Genomic DNA, 21,912 nt, shown 5'->3' with positions numbered 1-21,912 from the left:
TCTATGGCAAGACATTACAATGTAATTATTATTGGAGGAGGAGCAGCAGGTTTTTTTACAGCTATTAATACCAAAGAAAAGAACGGAGATTTATCTGTTTGTATCCTAGAAAAAGGAAAAGAAGTTTTACAAAAAGTTAAAATTTCTGGAGGAGGTCGTTGTAATGTTACTCACGCTTGTTTTGATCCCAAAGAATTAACCGAATTTTATCCTCGTGGAAAACGAGAGTTGTTAGGCCCTTTTCATCAGTTTATGACGGGTGATACTATGGAGTGGTTTGAAAATAGAGGAGTGTCTTTAAAAATTGAAGAGGATAATCGTGTTTTTCCAGAATCAAATTCTTCACAATCTATTATTGATTGTTTTTTAAATGCGACTCAGAATTTAGGGATAGAAGTAAAAAAAAGTGAAGGAGTTACTAATTTCCAGAAATTAGAAACTGGAATATGGAAAGTTATTACTAATCATCAAGATTATACTTGTGATAAATTGGTGGTTTCTGCAGGGAGTAGCAAACCGATGTGGAAATTATTAACGGATTTAGGTCATACGATTGTTGAACCTGTTCCATCATTATTTACGTTTAATATCAAAGATCCGTTATTGGTTGATTTGCCTGGAGTAGCTGTCCAAAATGTAGAGATTTCCATCAAAAATACCAAGTTAAAAAGTACAGGGCCTTTATTAATCACTCATTGGGGAACTAGTGGTCCAGCAGTACTAAAATTATCAGCATTTGGAGCTATTTTATTGGCCGAAAAAGATTATCAATATCAAGTAATTGTCAATTGGTTAAGCTGTAACAAGCAACAAGCATTGGATGTTTTGTATAAAATTAAAAAGACTGAAGTTAAATCAATCATCGAAAAACGCAGTCCGTTTGAAACCATTAGCAAGCGTTTATGGTCTAGATTTTTAGAAGTTTGTGAGATGGATGGACAAGCCAAATGGGCAGATGTTTCTAATAAAAGTTTAGAATTGTTGGCAGAAAAATTAACTGCTACGGTTTTTCATGCACAAGGAAAAAGTACTTTTAAAGATGAATTTGTCACAGCTGGGGGAATAAAATTAAAAGAAATCAACTTTAAAAAATTTGAAAGTAAACTCCACGAAAATTTATTTTTTGCCGGTGAAATTTTAAATATAGATGCGGTTACAGGTGGATTTAATTTTCAAAATGCTTGGACAGGAGGTTGGGTAATATCGGAGTCGATTGCTTATTGAGAATTATAAAAGTTAAGAAGATGGCTTCTCGACTCAGCTCGAAGACCTACTTTATTATAAACGGTTAAAAACATCAACAAATAAACTTTTAGAGTGTTCTAAGTTTAAAGTTGTAGCTTATTCTTTGGACAGTGTAATTGTTAAGTTTTTTCTTTTTAATCGATTAAACAAATCAACAAATAAACTTTTTTAAAATGTAATTGTTGATTGTAGAATTTCTAAATTCCATTAACCATTAACCATTAACCATTAACCATTAACCATTAACCATTAACCATTAACCATTAACCATTAACCATTACTGATACACTTCTCCCCTGTGAGGTTTTAAAGCATCTCTATAAATTTTCATGTCGGCTTCATCAACTACAATAAAAGCAGTTGCCCACATATTGTTTACTTCTTGATGATCTATAAGATGATAGTTAAGTTTTTCTAATTCAGCAAACTCTTTTAAATGGATGCAGTGGTGTTTGGCTGTTCCCAAACCGGTAGCACCTCTAAAATCCCAAATCAATTTTAATTTTCTCATGAGCACAAATATAGCCAATCTATAAAACTTTGGAATGTGATTTGTGTAGATAAAAAATAATATTAAAATTTTCACATATCAACTATATAACTTACGTTTATAGTTATAAAAAAATAGACATTTGCAATGGAGCAAAAATTTATCCCTAAGTCTTTAGCCGCAAGTAAAGAATCTGGAAAAGTAACTTGGCAAACCCCAAGTAATATCGCTTTAGTAAAATATTGGGGAAAGAAAAATCCTCAATTACCAGAAAATACCTCAATCAGTTTTACTTTATCTAATTGTCATACCACCACAACTTTAACCTATGGAAAAAGGAAAGATGTGAAAGGTACTTATGATTTTAAAGTGATTTTAGATGGCAAAGAGCAAGAAGACTTTAAGCCAAAAATTGAAACTTTTTTCAAAAGAATAGAAAGGTATGTTCCCTTTTTAAGAGAATATACATTTATAATTGATACTAAAAATTCGTTCCCTCATAGTAGTGGAATTGCTTCATCAGCAAGTGGAATGAGTGCGATTGCTTTGTGTTTAATGAGCATAGAAAAAGAAATCAACATCAATTTAACCGAAGAAGCCTTTTATCAAAAAGCCTCTTTTTTAGCTCGTTTGGGTTCAGGAAGTGCCTGTAGAAGTGTAAAAGGAGATATTGTTGTTTGGGGAGAACACGAAAACATTGAAGGAAGTTCAGACTTATACGGAATTCCTTATAAAGATGGTGTAGCTTCTGTTTTTAAAAACTATCAAGACACTATATTATTAATTGATAAAGGAGAAAAACAAGTAAGTAGTACAGTTGGTCATAATTTAATGCATGGACATCCGTTTGCAGAACAACGTTTTTTACAAGCACAGGAAAACATCAATAAAATAAAAGACATTTTTGCCAATAGCGATGTAGATCAATTTATTGCATTGGTAGAAAGTGAAGCGTTGACTTTACACGCTATGATGATGACTAGTAATCCATATTTTATTTTAATGAAACCAAATACCTTGGAAGTCATTAATCAGGTTTGGGCTTATAGAAAAAAAACAGGAAGTAAGTTGTGTTTTACTTTAGATGCTGGAGCTAATGTGCATTTGTTGTATCCTGAAAATGAAAAAGAAACAGTACAGGAGTTTATTAAAAACAAACTAGCTATATATTGTAAAGACAAATCGTTTATTCATGACTGTGTGGGGAATGGTGCTAAACAATTAACAATCTAGTGATTAAGAAATATTAATTGTATATCTTTGTGGTGTTCATTGCGCAACGCAAATTGCACAAAAAACTAAACTATGAAAGGACCATTATTTTACGCAAAAATTTTGCTGTTTGGGGAGTATGGAATTATTAAAGATTCTAAAGGCTTGGCCATTCCTTATAATTCTTTTAAAGGAGCTTTTAAATTAGCAGATGTTTTAGAAGGAGATAAATTAAAATCTAATCAAAACTTAGTTAAGTATTTAAACTACTTAAAAGGACTAGATACAGATTTAGTTTCTTTTGATTTAGTGCAATTAGAACAAGATTTGGCAGAGGGAATGTATTTTGAATCTAGCATTCCACAAGGATATGGAGTGGGGAGTTCTGGTGCTATTGTAGCAGCCATTTACGATCAATATGCAAAAGATAAAATTACAGTTTTAGAAAACTTAACCAAGGATAAATTACTAAAGCTAAAAACAGTTTTTGGTTTGATGGAATCTTTTTTTCACGGAACAAGTTCTGGTTTAGATCCTTTAAATAGTTACTTAAGTTTGCCTATTTTAATTCAATCAAAGAATGATATTGAATCTGTAGGAATTCCTTACCAGCAAAACGGAAAAGGAGCAGTATTTTTATTAGATTCAAAAATAATAGGAGAAACGGAACCGATGGTGAACATTTTTATGAAAAAAATGAAAAACGAAGGCTTCCGTAAAATGTTAAGTGAAGAGTTTGTAATTCATACAGATGCTTGTATTGATAACTTTTTACGTGGTGATGCAAAAGAATTATTTGGAAATGTAAAAAAATTATCCAAAGTAGTTTTACATCACTTTAAGCCAATGATCCCTAAGCAGTTTCATGCTTTATGGAAAAAAGGAATTGATTCTAACGACTATTATTTAAAACTTTGTGGTTCTGGTGGTGGAGGCTATATTTTAGGATTTGCTGCTGATTTTGAAAAAGCAAAAACGTCTTTAGCTGGTCATCATTTAGAATTGGTTTATAGATTTTAAAATCTAACCAATTATGAATAAAGCAGCCACTAAAAGGCATAAATTTTTAGCATTATTTTCAGTAGTTAGAGGCTATAATATCATGCTTTTAACTGTGGCACAATATTTAGCTGCTATTTTTGTATTTACTGTCAATCAAACTTTAAGAGAGGTGCTGTTAGATTGGCACTTACACTTGGTTGTTTTATCAACCATTAGTGTAGTTTCAGCAGGATATATCATCAACGATTTTTACGATGCTCCTATTGATGCTATTAACAAACCCGTTAAAACGCAAATAGGAAACTGGGTTAGCCAAGCAACCAAACTTCAGGTTTACTTTGCTTTAAATTTTATTGCTTTTGTTTTTGGAATGATCATTTCATGGAAAGCAGGTGTTTTTTTTGGGGGATATATTTTTTTAATATGGTTATATTCACACAAGCTTCAAAGGTACCCGTTTATTAGAATTTTATCAGTTTCTATTTTAGATGTCTTGCCTTTTTTCGTGATTTTTGTCTATTATGAAAATATTTCAGAGTTAATTATTACCCACGGTTTGTATCTGTATTTACTGATTTTATTAAAGGAATTGATCAAAGATTTTGAAAGAGCCAAAGGAGCATTGTTAAATGATAGAGAAACATTGGTGTTAAAATATGGTGATCGTAAGGTCAAAACGTATGTATATGTTTTGTTGATTTTATTAACTATTCCTACTTACTTTTTATTAAGATTTCCAGAAGTTGGAACCATGAAATACTATTTTTATACAAGTGTTTTTTGGGGGCCATTATTTTTAGTTTTGTTAATTAAAGCAAAAAAGAATAAACATTATTTTTTGCTTCATAACTTTTTAAGAGTTGTATTAGTGATTGGGGTTTTTAGTCTTTCTTTAATTGATACTTCTGTGTTGTTAATCAGGATATTAAATGAAGTAAGATTATAGTATTTTATTACGGATTGTTTCGTAATTTTGCCACACAAAATTTATAAAATGAATACAAATAAAAACTCGTCGGGAAGACGACAACAAGGTCAAGGAGGAAAAGGAAAACCTTCTGGTAATTTTAAACCTAATAGCAAACGTTTTACTAAAAGACCTGCAGACGCTACAAATGAAGAAGGAGCAAGGCCATTTACTAAAAAGAAATCTTTTAGTAAGGCAAAACCATCAGCAACTGATGCTCCAAAAAAGAGAGTGGTTAGTACACCATCAAATCAAACAGGAATTCGTTTAAATAAATACATTTCTAATGCGGGAATATGTTCTCGTAGAGATGCAGATACTTATATAGAAACGGGAAGTGCTACTGTAAATGGTAAAATTATTACCGAAATGGGCTACAGAGTACAACCCACTGATGAGGTACGTTTTGATAATGTATTAATTAATCCAGAAACAAAAAGATATGTGTTATTAAACAAGCCAAAGAACTATATTACTACCATGGAAGATGAAAGAGGTAGAAAAACAGTGATGGATCTTGTAAGTAAAGCTTGTAAAGAGCGTATTTATCCAGTAGGTAGATTAGATAGAGATACTACCGGGTTATTGTTGTTTACTAATGATGGTGAGTTGGCAAAAAAATTAACACATCCAAAACACAACAAACGTAAGTTGTATCATGCAACTTTAGATAATAAAGTGTCTCTAAAAGATTTACAATCTATTGCAGAAGGACCAATTATTGATGACAAAAAAGTTTTTGTAGATGATGTAGCCTATGTACAAGGACAGTCTAAAAATGAAGTGGGAATTGAAATCCATTCAGGACGTAACCGTATTGTCCGTAAAATATTCGCTCACTTTGGATATAAAGTAGTAAAATTAGATCGTGTAATTTTTGCAGGATTAACTAAGAAAGATTTACCAAGAGGTCATTACAGACATTTAACTGAGCAAGAAGTTATCAATCTTAATAATTCATAAAAAATAAAAACCTCAACTAACTAAGTTGAGGTTTTTTTATGTTTAAAAAGAAAATGTTTTGATGTTGTTTTCTAACAAAGGCAATAACAATTTTTTGTTCTTTTTTGTCGCTATTTCGTTCATTAAATGTATATGTCTCTTGTGATGTGTATCTGTACCCGCAAAAGTATACATTCCTCTTTTTAAGAGTTCATAAGCAATTTTAGTGGTAGGTTTACCATATTGTTCTGTTAAGGATAGTAAGTTTAGTTGAAACAAACAACCAGCTTCAATTAATTTTTCATATTGAGCCATGCTATCGTGATAATAATTATATCGTTCAGGATGGGCTAATACAGGAATATATCCTTTTACTTGAATCTGAAATAATAGATCATCTAAATTAAAAGGAGGATTAAAAAAAGACATTTCTACCAAAATGTATTTATCTTTTAAAGGTAAGATATCATTATTGGCAAGTAAAGCACTAAAATGGTCATCAAGCATATATTCTGCTGCTGCATGTATATTTACGTTATGGTATCCTTTTTCTATAAGTGCTTTTTTTAAATCAGCTTCTTTTTCTTTAATAGTTGTAGAACTATTTTCCCAAACACCACCTAAAACATGAGGTGTGATTCTAAAATCACTAATTCCGTGCTTGTGCATTCTTTCAATTAGACCAATAGAATCTTCAATATTTTTGGCTCCATCATCTATTCCTGGTAATAAATGAGAGTGAATATCAACAAAACCTTTGGGGTAGAGTTCTGTAATATTAATTTTATTGTTAAATATTCCCATAATCAATCATCTATAATAATCTACAAAGTAAGTCAATTTTTTAAAAACTGACATAGGTTAAGTCAATAATGTTAATTAAAAATTAAATAAAACAGAATGTTAATCCGTATAACTTACTATATTTGCCATTAGCCAAAATTTATAATGATGGAATACTTGGATTTTGAATTACCTATTAAGGAATTAGAAGAACAGTTACAAAAATGTGCCATAATTGGTGAAGAAAGCGAGGTTGATGTAACCAATACCTGTAAAGAGATTGAAGATAAAATTATCAATCTTAAAAAGGACATTTATGAGAATTTAACCCCTTGGCAAAGAGTACAATTATCTAGACACCCAAACAGACCTTATACTTTAGACTATATTAAAGCATTGGCAGGAGATACTTTTATGGAGTTACATGGTGACAGAACTGTAAAAGATGACAAAGCAATTGTTGGTGGTTTAGGAAAAATTGGAGATCAAAGTTTTATGTTTATTGGTCAGCAAAAAGGGATCAATACTAAAATGCGACAATACAGAAACTTTGGAATGGCAAACCCAGAGGGATATAGAAAAGCTTTACGTTTGATGCGTATGGCAGAAAAATTCGGAATTCCTGTAGTTACTTTTGTAGATACTCCTGGTGCTTATCCTGGTTTAGAAGCAGAAGAGCGTGGACAAGGTGAAGCTATTGCACGTAACATTTTTGAAATGTGTGTGCTAAAAACTCCTATTATCACTATTATTATTGGTGAAGGAGCTTCTGGAGGTGCTTTAGGAATTGGAGTTGGAGATAGAGTGTTAATGATGGAAAATTCATGGTATTCTGTAATCTCACCAGAAAACTGTTCTACTATTTTGTGGAGATCGTGGGAGTTTAAAGAAAAAGCTGCTGCAGCTTTAAAGTTAACTTCTAAAGATATGAGTGCTTTAAAATTAGTCGATGGTGTTATTCCAGAACCATTAGGAGGAGCTCATTCTGATAGAGAAACTACTTTTAAAACTGTTAAAGAAACTATTGTGAAGTTATTAGCAGAGCTACAAGCAAAAGAAATACCTGAGATGGTGAATGAACGTATTGAAAAATATGCAAACATGGGAGTTTACGAAGAAAACTAAACCCTTGTATTAATAAATTTAAAATCCCGAGTTTTCACTCGGGATTTTTTGTTTTTTAATAAATAATATTGTTAATAAGTCATGAATAGAAATGACTTTTAATGGAAATATACTTTTAAACAATTTGTAAATTTAAGAGTATAGCTAAAATCACATTTCTATGAGAATTGAATATGATATCAAATTAGGATTTAAAGATGTAATGATTAGACCTAAGCGTTCTACATTAAAAAGTAGAGCCCAAGTTAATTTAGATAGGGAATTTAAATTTTTAAACAGTAAAGCTAGTTGGATGGGAGTTCCAATTATGGCTGCAAACATGGATACTGTTGGGACTTTTGAAATGGCCTTGGCTTTAATGGAACATTGTGTTTTTACTGTTATTCACAAACATTATTCAGTAGCTGAGTGGAATCAGTTTTTATCAAAAGCTCCCCAAGGAATAGAAAATTTTATAGCCATTAGCACGGGAACAGGTTCTAAGGATGCTGAAAAATTAAAGCACGTTTTGACTGAAAATCCATTTCTAAAATTTATTTGTATTGATGTGGCTAATGGTTATTCAGAGCACTTTGTGAGTTTTGTTCAGAATACAAGAAATTTATATCCCGATAAAGTAATCATAGCAGGAAATGTGGTGACGGGTGAAATGGTTGAAGAATTATTGTTGTCTGGTGCAGATATAATCAAAGTCGGAATTGGACCAGGTTCTGTTTGTACCACAAGAGTAAAAACAGGTGTTGGGTATCCACAATTGTCTGCTATTATAGAATGTGCTGATGCTGCTCATGGTTTGGGTGGACAAATAATTAGTGATGGTGGTTGCGCTACACCAGGTGATGTTGCTAAAGCTTTTGGTGCAGGAGCAGATTTTGTAATGTTAGGAGGAATGTTGGCTGGACATGATGAAAGTGGAGGAGAATTGATTGAAAAAAACGGAGAAAAATTCAAGCAGTTTTATGGAATGAGTTCTGCTACAGCTATGGAAAAACACGTTGGAGGAGTGGCAGAATATAGAGCCAGTGAAGGAAAAACAGTTGAGGTTCCTTACAGAGGAAAAGTAATACAAACCATACACGATATTTTAGGAGGGATCAGAAGCACTTGTACTTACGTTGGAGCACAACGCTTAAAGGAATTAACCAAAAGAACTACTTTTATTAGGGTAGCAGAGCAAGAGAATAGAATTTATACTAAATAAAAAAAGAGTCAGATTTTTCTGACTCTTTTTGGTTTTAAACACTTTTTAACCAACCAGCAATGCTGATTCTATTTCTTGTTAATGATGGATGCACTTCGTGTTCTAATTCATCACTTTTAAAAAAGACAACTCTACCCTCTAGCGGATATACATCATCTATTTTATTATCGTTAATATACAATGATAATTTCCCACCGTCTTTTGTAGACCAATCTTCGTTTAAATAAATTACCAAAGAGAACTTTCTTCCTTTTTCACTTTTAAATTGATCCAAATGACGTTTGTAAAAACTATTTACTTCATAAGTAGCATAGTGGAATTCTGATGCATTTATTGAAGTATAACAGGTTCTATTTAAATAAGAAATAAATCTATTGATTTTGTTTAATAACGAACGCTCAAATGCATTGGTAGAATTTTCATCAATCCATTTAATTAAATCTCCTCTTACCAAAGTATTCTTTTGGTAATCAAACTTTTTACCTATTCCTGCAGGATGCATTTCACCATTTTCTCTATATCTAAAAAGGTTGTCTCTTAGTCCAGAAATGGTATCAACATCCATAAAACTCTCAGTAAAACCGTACTGATTATTTAAGAGTCCGTCAATCAAAGCTTCAAACTGAAGCTCCTCTTGTTCTATGCTTAATTCGTTTTTCATATAACCGCCTAAAGTAGCTGATTTTAATATTGTTTTTTCTTATTTAAAAAAATATCACAAAAAATAATTTATTAAACACTTGTTTAAATTAAACGTTTGTTTAATTTTGTATAAGATTTAAGATTAAATAATCGGAGACATGAAATTAAATAAAAAACAGGTTCACATTTTAAGCGTAGCAGAAAAGCTGTTTGCAGAAAATGGTTTTGATGGTACATCTGTTAGAACCATTGCAAAAGAGGCTGATGTTAATGTGGCAATGATTTCTTATTACTTTGGTTCAAAAGAAAAATTACTAGAAACATTTTTGTTGTATAGAATTGCAGATTTTAGAAATGAACTGGTAAAAGTTATCAATCAAGAAAAATCTTTTTTAGAAAGGCTAGACAATTTAATAGAATTAATTATTCATAGAATTCATTCAAAAAGAAGAATGTATAAAATCATTCATTTTGAATTTTCTAACGAAACAAGAGGGTTTGATTTTAAAGCATATACCAAGGAAAAATTAGAAAGTTTTAAAACAATAAAGGCTTTTGTGGAAAAAGGACAAGAAGCAGGGGTATTCATCAAAAATGTGAATGTAGAATTGTTAATGCCTACCGTACAAGGATCTTATTTTAATTTTTATTATAACAAACGTTTTTACAAAACCTTAATACCCTTAGAGAATGATGTTGCCGTTGATATTTATGTGCATCAAACTTTAACAAAACACATTCAACAAACCATAAAATCATTATTAACAAATGAAATTTAAAATACTATTGCTTAGTGTTTTTGTAACTATTGGATTACAGTCACAAAGCAAACAATCGATGAATTTAAAAGAAGCTATTCACATAGCGCTTGAACAAAGTGACATGTCTAAAATAGCGGATGTAAAAGTAACCACAGCAGAAAATGAAATGCAAGTGGCTAAGAATTTATTGTATCCTGATGCTAAAATTACTGGTCAGTATGCCTATTTAACCAATGCAAATATAGATTCAAAATTAAATGATAATAGTTCTTCATCAGGGAGTAATAGCAGTCCTAATATCAATCAATTAATGTTTGGACAAGCTAGTGTTTCTATGCCCTTGTTTACAGGTTTTAAATTAAAAAATACGGTTCAAGCAAGTGAAAATAATTATAAAGCTGCGACTTTAAATGCCGAAACTAAAAAAGAAGAAATTGCTTTAAGCGTTACGCAAAGTTTTATCAATTTATACAAGGCAAATCAAACTATTTTATTGATACAAGAAAGCTTAAAAAGTGCAAAACAAAGAGTAAAAGATTTTACCTCTATGGAGCAAAACGGAATCATTGCTCGTAATGATTTGTTAAAAGCACAAATTCAAGAATCAAACATTGAGGTAGGTTTAGAAGATGCTAAAAAGACAGCTAATATTTTAAATTACAGATTGGCTATGATGTTAAAATTACCTGAAAATACAGTGATTGATATCCAGTCAGATGATTTGGGAAAACTAGAATTGGTGAATGATAATATTTCCATAGAAAGAAGTGATTTAGAAGCTTTAGATTATCAATACAAAGCAGCTGAAAATCAAATTAAAGTAGCCAAAGGAAATTATTATCCAACCATTGGGTTGTCTGGAGGATATGTGGCTTTAGACTTAAAAAATGCTTTAAGTGTGACTAATGCTATGAATATTGGAGTAGGGGTTTCTTATGATATTGGAAGCATATTTAAAAATAAAAGCAATGTTAAGGTTGCCAAGAGCAAAGCTAAAGAGTTGGAATATGCAATTGATGTTCAGAATGATGCAGTTAAAGTAGAAGTAGAAAATGCAAGACAAGAATATCAATTGGCAGTAAAAAAATATACGGTTTTTACAAGATCTGAAGAGCAATCAATAGAAAATTACAGAATTGTACAAGATAAATATAACAACGGTTTGGCTGATACGAACGATTTGTTAGAGGCAGATGTAGATCAATTACAAGCCAAATTAAACGTGACTTACGCCAAAGCAAACATTACAGAAAAATATTACGCTTGGTTAAAAGCAACAGGATTATTAATCAACACATTAGAAAAATAAAGAATATTTCATATCATGGAACAAAAGAAAAAAATCAATAAAAAGTTTGTAGCCATCATTTCAGTATTGGTTACTATTGGAGTGGTTTACGGAACTTACAAGTTTGTCCACTCATTATCTCATGAAGAAACAGATGATGCTCATATGGAAGAAAATATGAGTCCTATCATTCCTAGAGTAGGAGGTTATATACAAAAAGTTTATGTATCAGATAATCACAGTGTACAAAAAGGAGACACTTTATTTGTGATTGATAATAGTGATTATGTAGTAAAAATTGAACAAGCAAAAGCGAATTTATTAGCTGCTCAAAATGCTTTGTTAGTAGCGCAAGCAAGCATTGGTTCTTCTGAAGCTAATTCAGCTACCGCAAGTGCACAAGTGAATACTGCTACAGAAACCATTAAATCTGCCGAAATTAAACTATGGAGAGCAGAAAATGATTTTAAGAGATATGAAAATTTATACAAAAATAATTCTATTACAGCACAACAATACGAGCAAGCGTTGGCTGCAAAACAGGAAGCTGAAAATCATTTACAAGTTTTAAAAAATCAAAAGCAAGCAAGTAGCAGTCAAAAAAATGCGGCTGTTTCTCAAACGGATATTTCTAAAAAACAAGTAGCAGTTGCCGAAGCAAATGTGAAAAGTGCAGAAGCAGTTTTAAATGCTGCAAAATTAAATTTAAGTTATACAGTGGTTACAGCTCCAATTAGTGGACAGTTATCAACAGTGAAAATTCAAGAAGGACAATTTGTACAGCCAGGTCAATCTTTATTTTATTTAATTGATACATCAACTAAATGGGTGGTTGCTAATTTTAAAGAAACACAATTATCAAAAATGGTGGTGGGTCAAAAAGTAGGAATTAAAGTAGATGCCTATCCAGGAGATGAATTTGAAGGAGTTGTTGCAACTTTTTCTCCAGCAACAGGATCTAAATTTTCTTTGTTACCACCAGATAATGCTACAGGGAACTTTGTAAAAACCATTCAGCGTTTGCCTGTAAAGATTGAATTTACAGAAAACAATAATAAAGAAGCATTGGCAAAATTACGTTCAGGAATGAATGTAGAGGTTGATGTGCATTTAAAATAAGTTATGCAGGATCAAGACAGTTTAGTAGAATATGGTTACAGAAGGGTTATTATAACTATTACAGCAATTCTGTGTGCCTTACTAGAAATAGTAGACACTACTATTGTAAATGTAGCTCTGAATGACATGAAGGGAAGCTTGGGAGCTACTCTTACTGATGTTGCTTGGGTAATTACGGCTTATGCTATTGCCAATGTAATTATTATTCCTATGACAAGTTGGTTGTCTAAGCAATTCGGTAGACGAAACTATTTTGCAACCTCCATTGTTATTTTTACGGTGTCTTCATTTTTATGTGGAAATGCCGATAATATTTGGGAATTGGTGGCTTTTAGATTTGTTCAAGGTTTAGGAGGAGGAGCCTTATTGGTAACTGCTCAAACCATTATTACAGAAAGTTACCCAGCCGCAAAAAGAGGAATGGCACAGGCTATTTATGGAATGGGAGTGATTGTAGGACCAACTTTAGGACCTCCATTAGGAGGGTATTTGGTTGACAATTATTCTTGGCCCTATATCTTTTATATCAATATTCCCATTGGAATTATTGCGACAGCTTTGACTATTTTTTTTGTGAGAAGTCCTAAGTATGGAGAAAAATTGAAAGCAAAACAAGTAGATTGGATAGGAATTATTTTATTAACCACCTTTATTGGATCGTTACAATTTGTACTAGAACATGGTCAACAAGATGATTGGTTTGATAATTCATTAATTACAGCATTGTCGGTAACGTCCGTTTTTGGTTTGATATTGTTTATTTGGAGAGAATTAACCTATGAACATCCTATTGTAAATTTAAGTGTACTAAAAGATAGTAACTTAAGAATAGGAACTATCATGACTTTTATTTTAGGATTTGGTTTGTATGGTTCAACCTTTATTATCCCAATTTATACACAATCCGTTTTAGGATTTACAGCAACCGATGCTGGTTTGTTATTGGTACCAAGTTCTATTACAACAGCCATTATGATGCCTATTATTGGTAAGTTATTGCAAAAAGGAGTTCCGCAAAAATATTTGGTAGCAGGTGGTTTTGCCATTTTCTTCTTGTATAGTTTATGGATGTATTTGGTGATGACACCAGATACGGGAACAGAACATTTCTTTTGGCCATTAGTGGTAAGAGGGTTGGGATTAGGGTTGTTATTTGTACCGATTACAACTTTATCATTATCAACTTTAATAGGAAAAGATATTGGAGACGGAGCAGCATTTACAGGAATGACAAGACAATTAGGAGGTTCTTTTGGAATAGCCATTATTACCACCATGATTGCCAGATTTACCCAACAACATAAAGTTGATTTATTGCCAAATATTAATGCCGTGAATTTGCAAGTTCAAGAAAGAATTCAGGGATTAAAAATGATGTTTATGAGCAAAGGTTATGCGGTAAATGAGGCTTTAGAAAAGGCGTACAAAGTGTTAGAGGTTTCAGTCATGAAACAAGCTACAGTATTGTCTTATATGGATATATTTTTATACTTAGGAGTGTTGTTTTTACTCTGTATTCCATTTGTTTTATTAATCAAAAAAGGAGCGGGTAAAATAGATACTTCCTCGGTACATTAATTGAGTTTAGTTAGTTTACGTTTAGAAAAAAGCACTGCCTAGGCAGTGCTTTTTGTTTTTAGTTAATGTTCGTGGCTTAATTCTCCATTTTTAGATTGAGCATAAATGTAATAAGCTCCATCAGTTACAATTTGCATATTTTCTGGAATTTTATCAATAGGGGTAACTTCTGTAAAGCCTTGGTTAGTTGCTCCTGTTTTTACATTTATTTTTAAAAATTCAGTTTCTGCATCATCTTTATTGGTTGAGGCAACATAAATAAAGTGAGTTCCATTTTCTTTTAAAACAGCACTTTCTGGTAAGGCATTTACAGTTTTATCATTCAACCATATTTTTGCATTGATGAATAAATCTTTAATAAAAATGGGCTTTTCATCTTCTAAATGTCCATGAACTCTCACTGTTTTAGCTGTTCCGTTAAACTCTTTACCAATTACACTTACTTCTCCTTTGTATTGTGTATTATTAATGGCAGGAGTAGTGTAGCTTATTTTTTGTCCCACTTTTATTTTATCAATATCTTTTTCAAAAACATCTAATTCTAAGTGTAAATGATCGTTGGCTACAATTTCCATCAAAGAAACATTAGGCATTACAAAAACGCCATTATGCATATTAATTTTGGTAATAAATCCACTCATAGGAGCGATGATCGGAATTTGTTGTGAAATATTATCAGGAGTCAAGTTTTTAGTAGCAATGCCTAAGTAATTTAATTGTTGGGAAACTCCCATATACTCGGCCTTTAGCATGTCTACTTTTGCTTTGGCAGTTTGTAAGTTTTTAGAAACACCAGCATTGGCATTCACTAATTCTTGCTGTCTAGAAACTTCAATTTCCTGAAGTTCTAATTGTGCTTTTGTCTTTAAAAAATCTTGTTGTTTTACAATAAAATCTGGATTTTCTAAATAAGCAATAATTTCTCCTTTTTTGATAAAATTTCCTTCGATGAACTTTTTATGGCCTGATATAATTCCTTCGTATTTTGCATTCACAGATGAATAGGCATTGGGAGGTAAACCAAGTAAACCAGTAGCTTTTACAAAATTGTTGACTTTCATTTGAGAAAAATCACCAAATCTTAAATCGATGGTTTTAATTTGATTTTTACTTAAGTGAGTGTTTTTATCATCATGATGTTCTTGAGTCTCATTTTTTTCTGAATGTTTGTCTGAAGCTTCTTTTTTACATGAGGTCATCATAATTAAAAGAAGTAATGCACAAAAAATGGGTTTGATATATGTTTTCATATTTTTTATTGTTGATTGGTGATGAATTTATAGTAAGCCACGGCATTGTTGTAATTCAATAATTGATTCCAGTATTTTTGCTCGTTATTGCTTACCATTTGCAAAGTATTTAACAATTCTAAGTAAGAAATTTCACCTGCTTGATAATTAAGTTTTGCAATTCTAATCATTTCAGGATTGATTTGATTCACTTGTGATTCATAAAACTCAACTCCTTGTTGATAGGTTAATACTTGAGTTTTTGCATGATTTATTTCCTGTTCAAAAGTCAAAGCATCACTTTTATATTTGTTTTTGGCAATTTCTATTTCTATTTGTTGAGCTTTTATTTTTCTTTTGGTTTGACTGTTAAATAACGGAATACTAATCCCTCCAGAAACACCATTGAGCCAACCTCCTTGCACATAATTTTGAGCAGCATAACCAAGATTAAAACTTGGATTTAGTTGTGTTTTACTTACTTTCATTTTGGCTTCGGTAATGGCAATATTCTGTTTGCTTTTTTCTAACCAAATAAGTTGAATGCTATCCTTAAAATCGATGTTAGATTTTACAAAATTTGTAGATGGAAAGAATAAATCATCACTATTTAAAAGGGATTGCAGTTTCTTTTCAGAATTTTGTATTTCTAAATCGGATTGTTTTGTGAGTAATTCGTACTCTTTTAATTTAGAAAGTAAGGTATAAGCTTCAATATTATTGGTGGCTCCCGCTTTTACTCTGACCTTGGCAATATTGCTATATTGGGTATATATATCTACTAATTTTGCATATAGGCTTTGCAATTTCTTTTGATGTTGCAAGTTGTAATACGCTTGTTTTACCTGATAAGAAACTTCACTAATTATCAATGTTTGTTCTAAAGTACTTTGTTGTGTAATTTCGCTTTGTAAACGATTATTTGCTTTAGAAACGCCGATATTGTTGAATTTTTGAGATACTTCAATTTGGTTGACTTGTTGATTGTTTTTAACAAACAAACCATCTCCTTTATAACCAATAGCAGTATTTCCTAAATTATATGTAACGTTTTGTAAAGATTCATTTTTTTCTACTTCTAACGAAGCTGCTTTTATTTTAGGATGGTTTTCTAAAGCTATTTGAATGGCCTCCTCTACAGAAATAGATTTTTCTTGTGCTCGTGAGACTATTCCAATGCTGAAGCATACAAAAACCATTAATGTAGTCTTTGAAGAGATTTTTATTTTTTTAGGCTTCCAGTTTTCTATCCATTGATATAAGATGGGTAAAATAACTAAGGTTAAAAATGTTGCAGAGATCAATCCTCCAATCACAACAGTGGCTAGTGGACGTTGTACTTCTGCTCCTCCAGAAGTCGATAACGCCATGGGTAAAAAACCTAAAGATGCTACGGCAGCGGTTAAAATTACGGGACGTAAACGAACTTTTGTTCCTTCCAAAATTCTATCATAGATATTATCCATTCCTTCTTTTTTAAGTTGATTAAAATAACCAATCAATACAATTCCGTTTAATACAGCTACTCCAAACAAAGCAATAAATCCAATTCCGGCTGAGATACTAAAAGGCATTCCTCGTAATTGTAAAGCCCAAACACCACCAATGGCAGATAATGGAATGGCCGTGAAAATTAAAGCGGCTTGTTTAAAAGAACCAAACGTAAAGTAGAGTAAAATAAAAATTAAAGCCAAAGCAATAGGCAAGGCCACAGACAAACGAGCATTAGCAGCTTTTAAATTCTCAAATTGTCCGCCATAGGTAAAATAATATCCTGAAGGTAATTCCAATTTGCTGTCTAATTCTTGTTGAATTTTACCAACCAAGGTTTCTACATCAGTGTCTCCAACGTTTACACCAATTACAATTCGTCTATTGGTATTTTCTCTAGAAACTTGCATAGGAGCATCCTTCAATTGAATATTCGCAATAGTACTTAACGGAATTTGATTTCCATCTTCTAAAGAAATAAATAGGTTTTGTAGGTCATCAATCTCAGCTCTAGAACTTTTATCTAATCGAACGACCAAGTCAAATCTTTTTTCTCCTTCGTAAATTATTCCAGCTTTTTCTCCGGCAAAAGCGGTTCTAATAATTTTATTAACATCCTGAACATGTAAACCATATTGAGCCAATTTAGAATAGTCATATTCAATCATAATTTGTGGCATTCCAACAGTTTGTTCTACATTTACCGTTCCTACACCTGGTAGTTTTTTAATGATTTTTTCTCCTTCTTTGGCTTTGTTATAAAGTACGTCTAAATCATCTCCAAACAATTTAATGGCAATATCTGCCTTGGTTCCGGTCATCAATTCGTTAAAACGTAGCTGAATGGGTTGAGAAAATTCGTAACCTACACCAGGAATGTCTTGTAAAGAAGTTTCTATTTTTTCAAACAAGTCTTGTCGGTTTTCTGCTGATGTCCATTCGTTTTTAGGTTTCATCACCAATGTATAATCGGCAACTTCTACAGGCATTGGGTCGGTAGGGATTTCTGCGGATCCAATATTGGCTACAATGTCTTTAATTTCAGGAAACTCTTTTCTCAACTTATTTTGAATCCTTTTAGCGGTTTCTATACTCTGTGTTAAAGAACTTCCTGGAGGTAAAATTTGTTGCATAGCCAAATCTCCTTCTTCTAACGTAGGAATAAATTCACCTCCCATTTTGGTAAAGGCAAATAAAGTGATGATGAATATTGCTATTGTACCCCCAATAAATATTTTCTGATGTTTTAAAGCTTTTTTTAAAACAGGTTGATACCTTTTTTGGATGGCATCAATTAATTTATCGGTAAAAGTTCTTTTATAACTAATGTTTTTGTTTAAAAACAAAGATGCCATCATGGGAACATAGGTCAATGATAAAATCAAAGCTCCAGTAATGGCTAACATCACCGTTTGTGCCATGGGTTTAAACATTTTACCCTCTATGCCAACCAAAGCTAGAATAGGAATGTAGACCATTAAAATAATGATTTCTCCAAAAGCAGCAGAACTTCTAATTTTTTGAGAAGAGAAAATCACTTCATTGTTCATCATTTTTTTTGTCAGTTGTTTTCCTGCGTGTTTTATTTGTAATCTGTGTACAATGGCTTCTAGAATAATCACGGCTCCATCTACTATCAATCCAAAATCAATGGCTCCTAAACTCATCAAGTTGGCAGAAATACCTAATAAATTCATCATAGAAATGGCAAACAACATGGCAAACGGAATCACCGATGCTACAATCAATCCTGCCCTCCAATTTCCTAATAATAAAACTAGAATGAAGATGACAATCAATCCTCCTTCAATTAGATTTTTTTCTACGGTTCCAATGGCGGTTTTAATCAATTTATCTCTTACCAAATAAGGTTCTACAATAACTCCTTCGGGTAATGATTTCTGAATTTGAACAACTTTTTCTTTGACTAATTCTGTCACTTCGGCGGAGTTGGCTCCTTTAAACATCATTACTTTTCCACCTACGACCTCTTCACCGTCGCGAACCAAAGCTCCATATCTTGGAGCTTTTCCAAAATGTACTTTGGCTACATCTTTTATTAAAATAGGGATATGATTATCGTTATGAATCACAATATTTCCAATATCATCTAATGATTTTGCAATCCCTTCAGCACGGATATAATAGGTGTTAGGATTTTTTTCAATATAAGCTCCACCTGTATTTTCGTTGCTTTTTTCTAAGGCATCAAAAATATCAGTAATGTTTAGACTCATGGCTTTTAAAACCGTTGGATCAATGGCTACTTCGTATTGTTTTAAGTAACCTCCCATAGAGTTAATTTCTGCCACACCTTCAATTCTTAATAATTGTCTTTTTACAATCCAATCTTGAATGGTTCGTAAATCCGTAGCACTATATTGACCCTCAAAACCTTTTTCGGGTCTTACTACATATTGATAGATTTCTCCTAGTCCTGTAGAAATAGGAGCCATTTCTGGAGTTCCCAATCCGTTTGGAATGTTATCTTGGGCTTCTTTTAATCGTTCACTAACCAATTGTCTGGCCAAGTAAATATCATAATCTTCTTGAAAAACCACGGTGATTACTGATAGTCCAAATCGTGAAATAGATCTAATTTCTTCTGTTTTTTGAAGACTTTGTAGGGCTAGTTCAATGGGAGTTGTAATAAATTGTTCTACTTCCTGAGTCGCCAAAGTAGGGGTAACGGTAATAATTTGAACCTGATTATTGGTGATGTCAGGAACTGCATCAATGGGGATTTGTCTTAAAGAATAGACGCCCCAAATGGTTAGAGCCATCATAAATAGCCCTATAATAAACTTATTCTTAACCGAATAAGCTATGATTTTATCAAACATGTTTGTTGTTTTTGGTTAAACTTTATGAAATGACAAGACAGACTTGTCCTAATAAAATAGCTTAACCAATATTTGGTGGATGCCAAAGACCTTTGGCAAATTTGTAGTGATAATGGTAAGCGTAGAAAAAATTACAAGCGTCGTAATTTTTGATATTGTCTTGTTTAAACGTAATTAAAACAGGGAGAGTAATAGAAGTTCCACAACAATTACAGGTACAAAGTGGGGTGCATTCATCATGGATATCTTGTGAGTGTTCTTGATGAGGTTTGTGAATTTCAGTACTTACATGTTCATTTATAGGTTCAAAAATATTATCTGTACATGGTATGGCTACCATGACAAAAACAATAAAAGATAGTATGAACGCTAAAATTCTCATCTTTATAAAGATATTCTTTTTTATGGTTTTAAACAATCTTGATTATAAAAACCACCTTTATTCTCTTTGCGTTCCATGGAAGCTTGAATGATTAAATAGGCATTGGTAATCATATTTCTTAATTCACAAATAGGAACAGAAAGTTTGGCTTTTTTGTATAATTCTTTATTTTCTTGATACAACATTTCTATACGATTGGCAGCCCTTTGTAAACGTTCATCAGAACGAACAATACCAACATAATTACTCATAATTTTTTGAATATCTCTTCTATCATGTGTAATTAAAATATTCTCTTTGTTTTTAGAGGTATCTGTATCATCCCAACCAGGAATATCATTCCTAAAAGTTAAAGAATCAAATTTTGTAATAGCGTGTTCAAAACTTTTGTGAGCATATACTACTGCTTCTATTAAAGAGTTTGAGGCTAATCTATTAGCTCCATGTAACCCCGTTCTAGAACATTCCCCGCAAGCATATAAATTTTCTATAGTAGTTTCTCCATTCATATCAACAGCTACACCACCACATATATAGTGAGCAGCAGGTGTTACAGGAATAAAATCTTTGTGAACGTCAATTCCTAAAGATTTACATTTTTTGGTGATGTTTGGAAAGTGATTGACAAAATGTTTTGGATCGATGTGTTTACAATCTAAATACACATAATCTTCACCCGTTAATTTCAATTCAGAATCAATGGCTCTAGCCACAATGTCTCTAGGTGCTAATTCCAAACGATCATCGTATTTTTCCATGAAACGTTCTCCATAAATGTTTCTTAAAATTCCACCTTCTCCACGAACGGCTTCAGTAATTAAAAATGCAGGAGATTGTGCTGGTTCTTGATGTAAAGCTGTTGGATGAAACTGAATAAATTCAATGTCTTTAACTTTGGCTTTCGCTCTATAAGCCATGGCAATTCCATCACCTGTAGCAATTTTAGGATTGGTGGTTGTTCTGTAAACTTGACCACTACCACCAGCTGCCAATAATGTTATTTTGGCTTGAATGGTTTTTATTTCTTGTGTATTTTCATCTAACACGTAAGCTCCATAACAAGTAATTTCATCTCTGTGAGTTACTGTTTTTTCGTGACCTTGAGCTCTTAAAATATGATGATCAGTAATGAAATCTACTGTAAAATGATCTTCTAATAAAGTGATGTTTTTAGTTTTATCTACGGTTTCTAATAAGGCACGAGCAATCTCAGACCCTGTAACATCTTTATGATGTAAAATTCTATTTTGAGAATGTCCTCCTTCACGACCCAAACTATAATCGCCTTGATTGGTTTTGTCAAATTGAGTCCCCCAAGCAATTAGTTCTTCCAATCTTTTTGGAGCTTCTTCAACCACCATTCTAACCACAGCTTCATCACATAAGCCATCACCAGCAATTAAGGTATCTTGTATGTGTTCTTCAAAAGAATCGGTGTCGGTGTTGGTTACGGTAGCAATTCCTCCTTGGGCATATTTGGTGTTGCTTTCTTCTTTTTCCGCTTTTGTTACCAAAATAACTTGAGCTTCTTTAAAGTGATTGGCAACTTTTAGAGCATAAGAGAGTCCTGCAATTCCAGAACCGATGACTAGAAAATCTGTTTTAATCATAT

General features: G+C 32.2%; 18 protein-coding genes. 11 read left to right on the top strand and 7 right to left on the bottom strand.

Features of this window, described 5'->3' with window-relative positions; genetic code table 11:
• The first annotated feature begins 3 nt into the window (after positions 1–3).
• On the top strand, positions 4–1,224 hold the full coding sequence (locus tag QVZ41_RS01025) for a BaiN/RdsA family NAD(P)/FAD-dependent oxidoreductase (protein ID WP_302882699.1): 1,221 nt from the start codon (positions 4–6) through the stop codon (positions 1,222–1,224).
• A 298-nt stretch (positions 1,225–1,522) separates the two neighbouring features.
• On the opposite strand, the gene QVZ41_RS01020 is transcribed toward QVZ41_RS01025, so the two are convergent.
• Entirely contained in the window at positions 1,523–1,756 is a 234-nt protein-coding gene (locus tag QVZ41_RS01020) for a hypothetical protein (protein WP_302882698.1), read from the bottom strand.
• A gap of 126 nt (positions 1,757–1,882) precedes the next feature.
• Between QVZ41_RS01020 and QVZ41_RS01015 the strand changes: the two genes are divergently transcribed.
• The 4 genes from QVZ41_RS01015 (at position 1,883) to QVZ41_RS01000 (ending at position 5,879) form a co-directional block, all read left to right on the top strand.
• Complete coding sequence (locus QVZ41_RS01015) at positions 1,883–2,968, top strand: diphosphomevalonate decarboxylase (protein WP_302882697.1); 1,086 nt, start codon at positions 1,883–1,885, stop codon at positions 2,966–2,968.
• A 72-nt stretch (positions 2,969–3,040) separates the two neighbouring features.
• Entirely contained in the window at positions 3,041–3,967 is a 927-nt protein-coding gene (locus tag QVZ41_RS01010) for a mevalonate kinase family protein (protein ID WP_302882696.1), read from the top strand.
• 13 nt (positions 3,968–3,980) lie between these two features.
• Entirely contained in the window at positions 3,981–4,895 is a 915-nt protein-coding gene (locus QVZ41_RS01005) for a geranylgeranylglycerol-phosphate geranylgeranyltransferase (RefSeq protein ID WP_302882695.1), read from the top strand.
• Between the two features lie 48 nt (positions 4,896–4,943).
• Entirely contained in the window at positions 4,944–5,879 is a 936-nt protein-coding gene (locus tag QVZ41_RS01000; protein WP_302882694.1) for a pseudouridine synthase, read from the top strand.
• Between the two features lie 42 nt (positions 5,880–5,921).
• On the opposite strand, the gene QVZ41_RS00995 is transcribed toward QVZ41_RS01000, so the two are convergent.
• On the bottom strand, positions 5,922–6,662 hold the full coding sequence (locus QVZ41_RS00995) for a tyrosine-protein phosphatase (protein WP_302882693.1): 741 nt from the start codon (positions 6,660–6,662) through the stop codon (positions 5,922–5,924).
• A gap of 147 nt (positions 6,663–6,809) precedes the next feature.
• Between QVZ41_RS00995 and QVZ41_RS00990 the strand changes: the two genes are divergently transcribed.
• Positions 6,810–7,766, top strand: a complete 957-nt coding sequence (locus tag QVZ41_RS00990) for an acetyl-CoA carboxylase carboxyltransferase subunit alpha (protein WP_302882692.1) — start codon at positions 6,810–6,812, stop codon at positions 7,764–7,766.
• A gap of 160 nt (positions 7,767–7,926) precedes the next feature.
• Positions 7,927–8,967, top strand: a complete 1,041-nt coding sequence (locus QVZ41_RS00985) for a GMP reductase (protein ID WP_302882691.1) — start codon at positions 7,927–7,929, stop codon at positions 8,965–8,967.
• 34 nt (positions 8,968–9,001) lie between these two features.
• On the opposite strand, the gene QVZ41_RS00980 is transcribed toward QVZ41_RS00985, so the two are convergent.
• Positions 9,002–9,628: a 2OG-Fe(II) oxygenase gene (locus QVZ41_RS00980; protein ID WP_302882690.1), complete on the bottom strand. Its 627-nt coding sequence runs from the start codon at positions 9,626–9,628 to the stop codon at positions 9,002–9,004.
• A 139-nt stretch (positions 9,629–9,767) separates the two neighbouring features.
• Between QVZ41_RS00980 and QVZ41_RS00975 the strand changes: the two genes are divergently transcribed.
• From QVZ41_RS00975 to QVZ41_RS00960, 4 genes are read left to right on the top strand one after another with little or no spacing between them, the layout of a single operon-like run.
• Positions 9,768–10,388: a TetR family transcriptional regulator gene (locus QVZ41_RS00975; protein ID WP_302882689.1), complete on the top strand. Its 621-nt coding sequence runs from the start codon at positions 9,768–9,770 to the stop codon at positions 10,386–10,388.
• Positions 10,378–11,679: a TolC family protein gene (locus QVZ41_RS00970; protein ID WP_302882688.1), complete on the top strand. Its 1,302-nt coding sequence runs from the start codon at positions 10,378–10,380 to the stop codon at positions 11,677–11,679. Before QVZ41_RS00975 ends, QVZ41_RS00970 begins: the two co-directional genes overlap by 11 nt.
• Before the next feature lie 15 nt (positions 11,680–11,694).
• On the top strand, positions 11,695–12,777 hold the full coding sequence (locus tag QVZ41_RS00965) for an HlyD family secretion protein (protein ID WP_302882687.1): 1,083 nt from the start codon (positions 11,695–11,697) through the stop codon (positions 12,775–12,777).
• 3 nt (positions 12,778–12,780) lie between these two features.
• Positions 12,781–14,355, top strand: a complete 1,575-nt coding sequence (locus QVZ41_RS00960) for a DHA2 family efflux MFS transporter permease subunit (protein ID WP_302882686.1) — start codon at positions 12,781–12,783, stop codon at positions 14,353–14,355.
• A 62-nt stretch (positions 14,356–14,417) separates the two neighbouring features.
• Here QVZ41_RS00960 and QVZ41_RS00955 read toward each other — a convergent pair whose 3' ends face one another.
• The 4 genes from QVZ41_RS00955 to nadB form a co-directional block, all read right to left on the bottom strand.
• Positions 14,418–15,605 carry an efflux RND transporter periplasmic adaptor subunit gene (locus tag QVZ41_RS00955; RefSeq protein ID WP_302882685.1) on the bottom strand — a complete coding sequence of 396 codons (1,188 nt, stop codon included), beginning with the start codon at positions 15,603–15,605 and terminating at the stop codon, positions 14,418–14,420.
• A 5-nt stretch (positions 15,606–15,610) separates the two neighbouring features.
• Positions 15,611–19,918, bottom strand: a complete 4,308-nt coding sequence (locus QVZ41_RS00950) for a CusA/CzcA family heavy metal efflux RND transporter (RefSeq protein ID WP_302882684.1) — start codon at positions 19,916–19,918, stop codon at positions 15,611–15,613.
• A 61-nt stretch (positions 19,919–19,979) separates the two neighbouring features.
• Positions 19,980–20,300 carry a DUF6660 family protein gene (locus QVZ41_RS00945; RefSeq protein WP_302882683.1) on the bottom strand — a complete coding sequence of 107 codons (321 nt, stop codon included), beginning with the start codon at positions 20,298–20,300 and terminating at the stop codon, positions 19,980–19,982.
• A 20-nt stretch (positions 20,301–20,320) separates the two neighbouring features.
• On the bottom strand, positions 20,321–21,910 hold the full coding sequence (gene nadB / locus QVZ41_RS00940; protein WP_302882682.1) for an L-aspartate oxidase: 1,590 nt from the start codon (positions 21,908–21,910) through the stop codon (positions 20,321–20,323).
• Positions 21,911–21,912: the final 2 nt, after the last annotated feature.

This window comes from Wenyingzhuangia gilva, from assembly GCF_030519655.1.
Classification (GTDB): domain Bacteria; phylum Bacteroidota; class Bacteroidia; order Flavobacteriales; family Flavobacteriaceae; genus Wenyingzhuangia; species Wenyingzhuangia gilva.
Note: the sequence above shows the minus strand (reverse complement) of the source record. Positions and strands in the feature narration are given on the sequence as shown.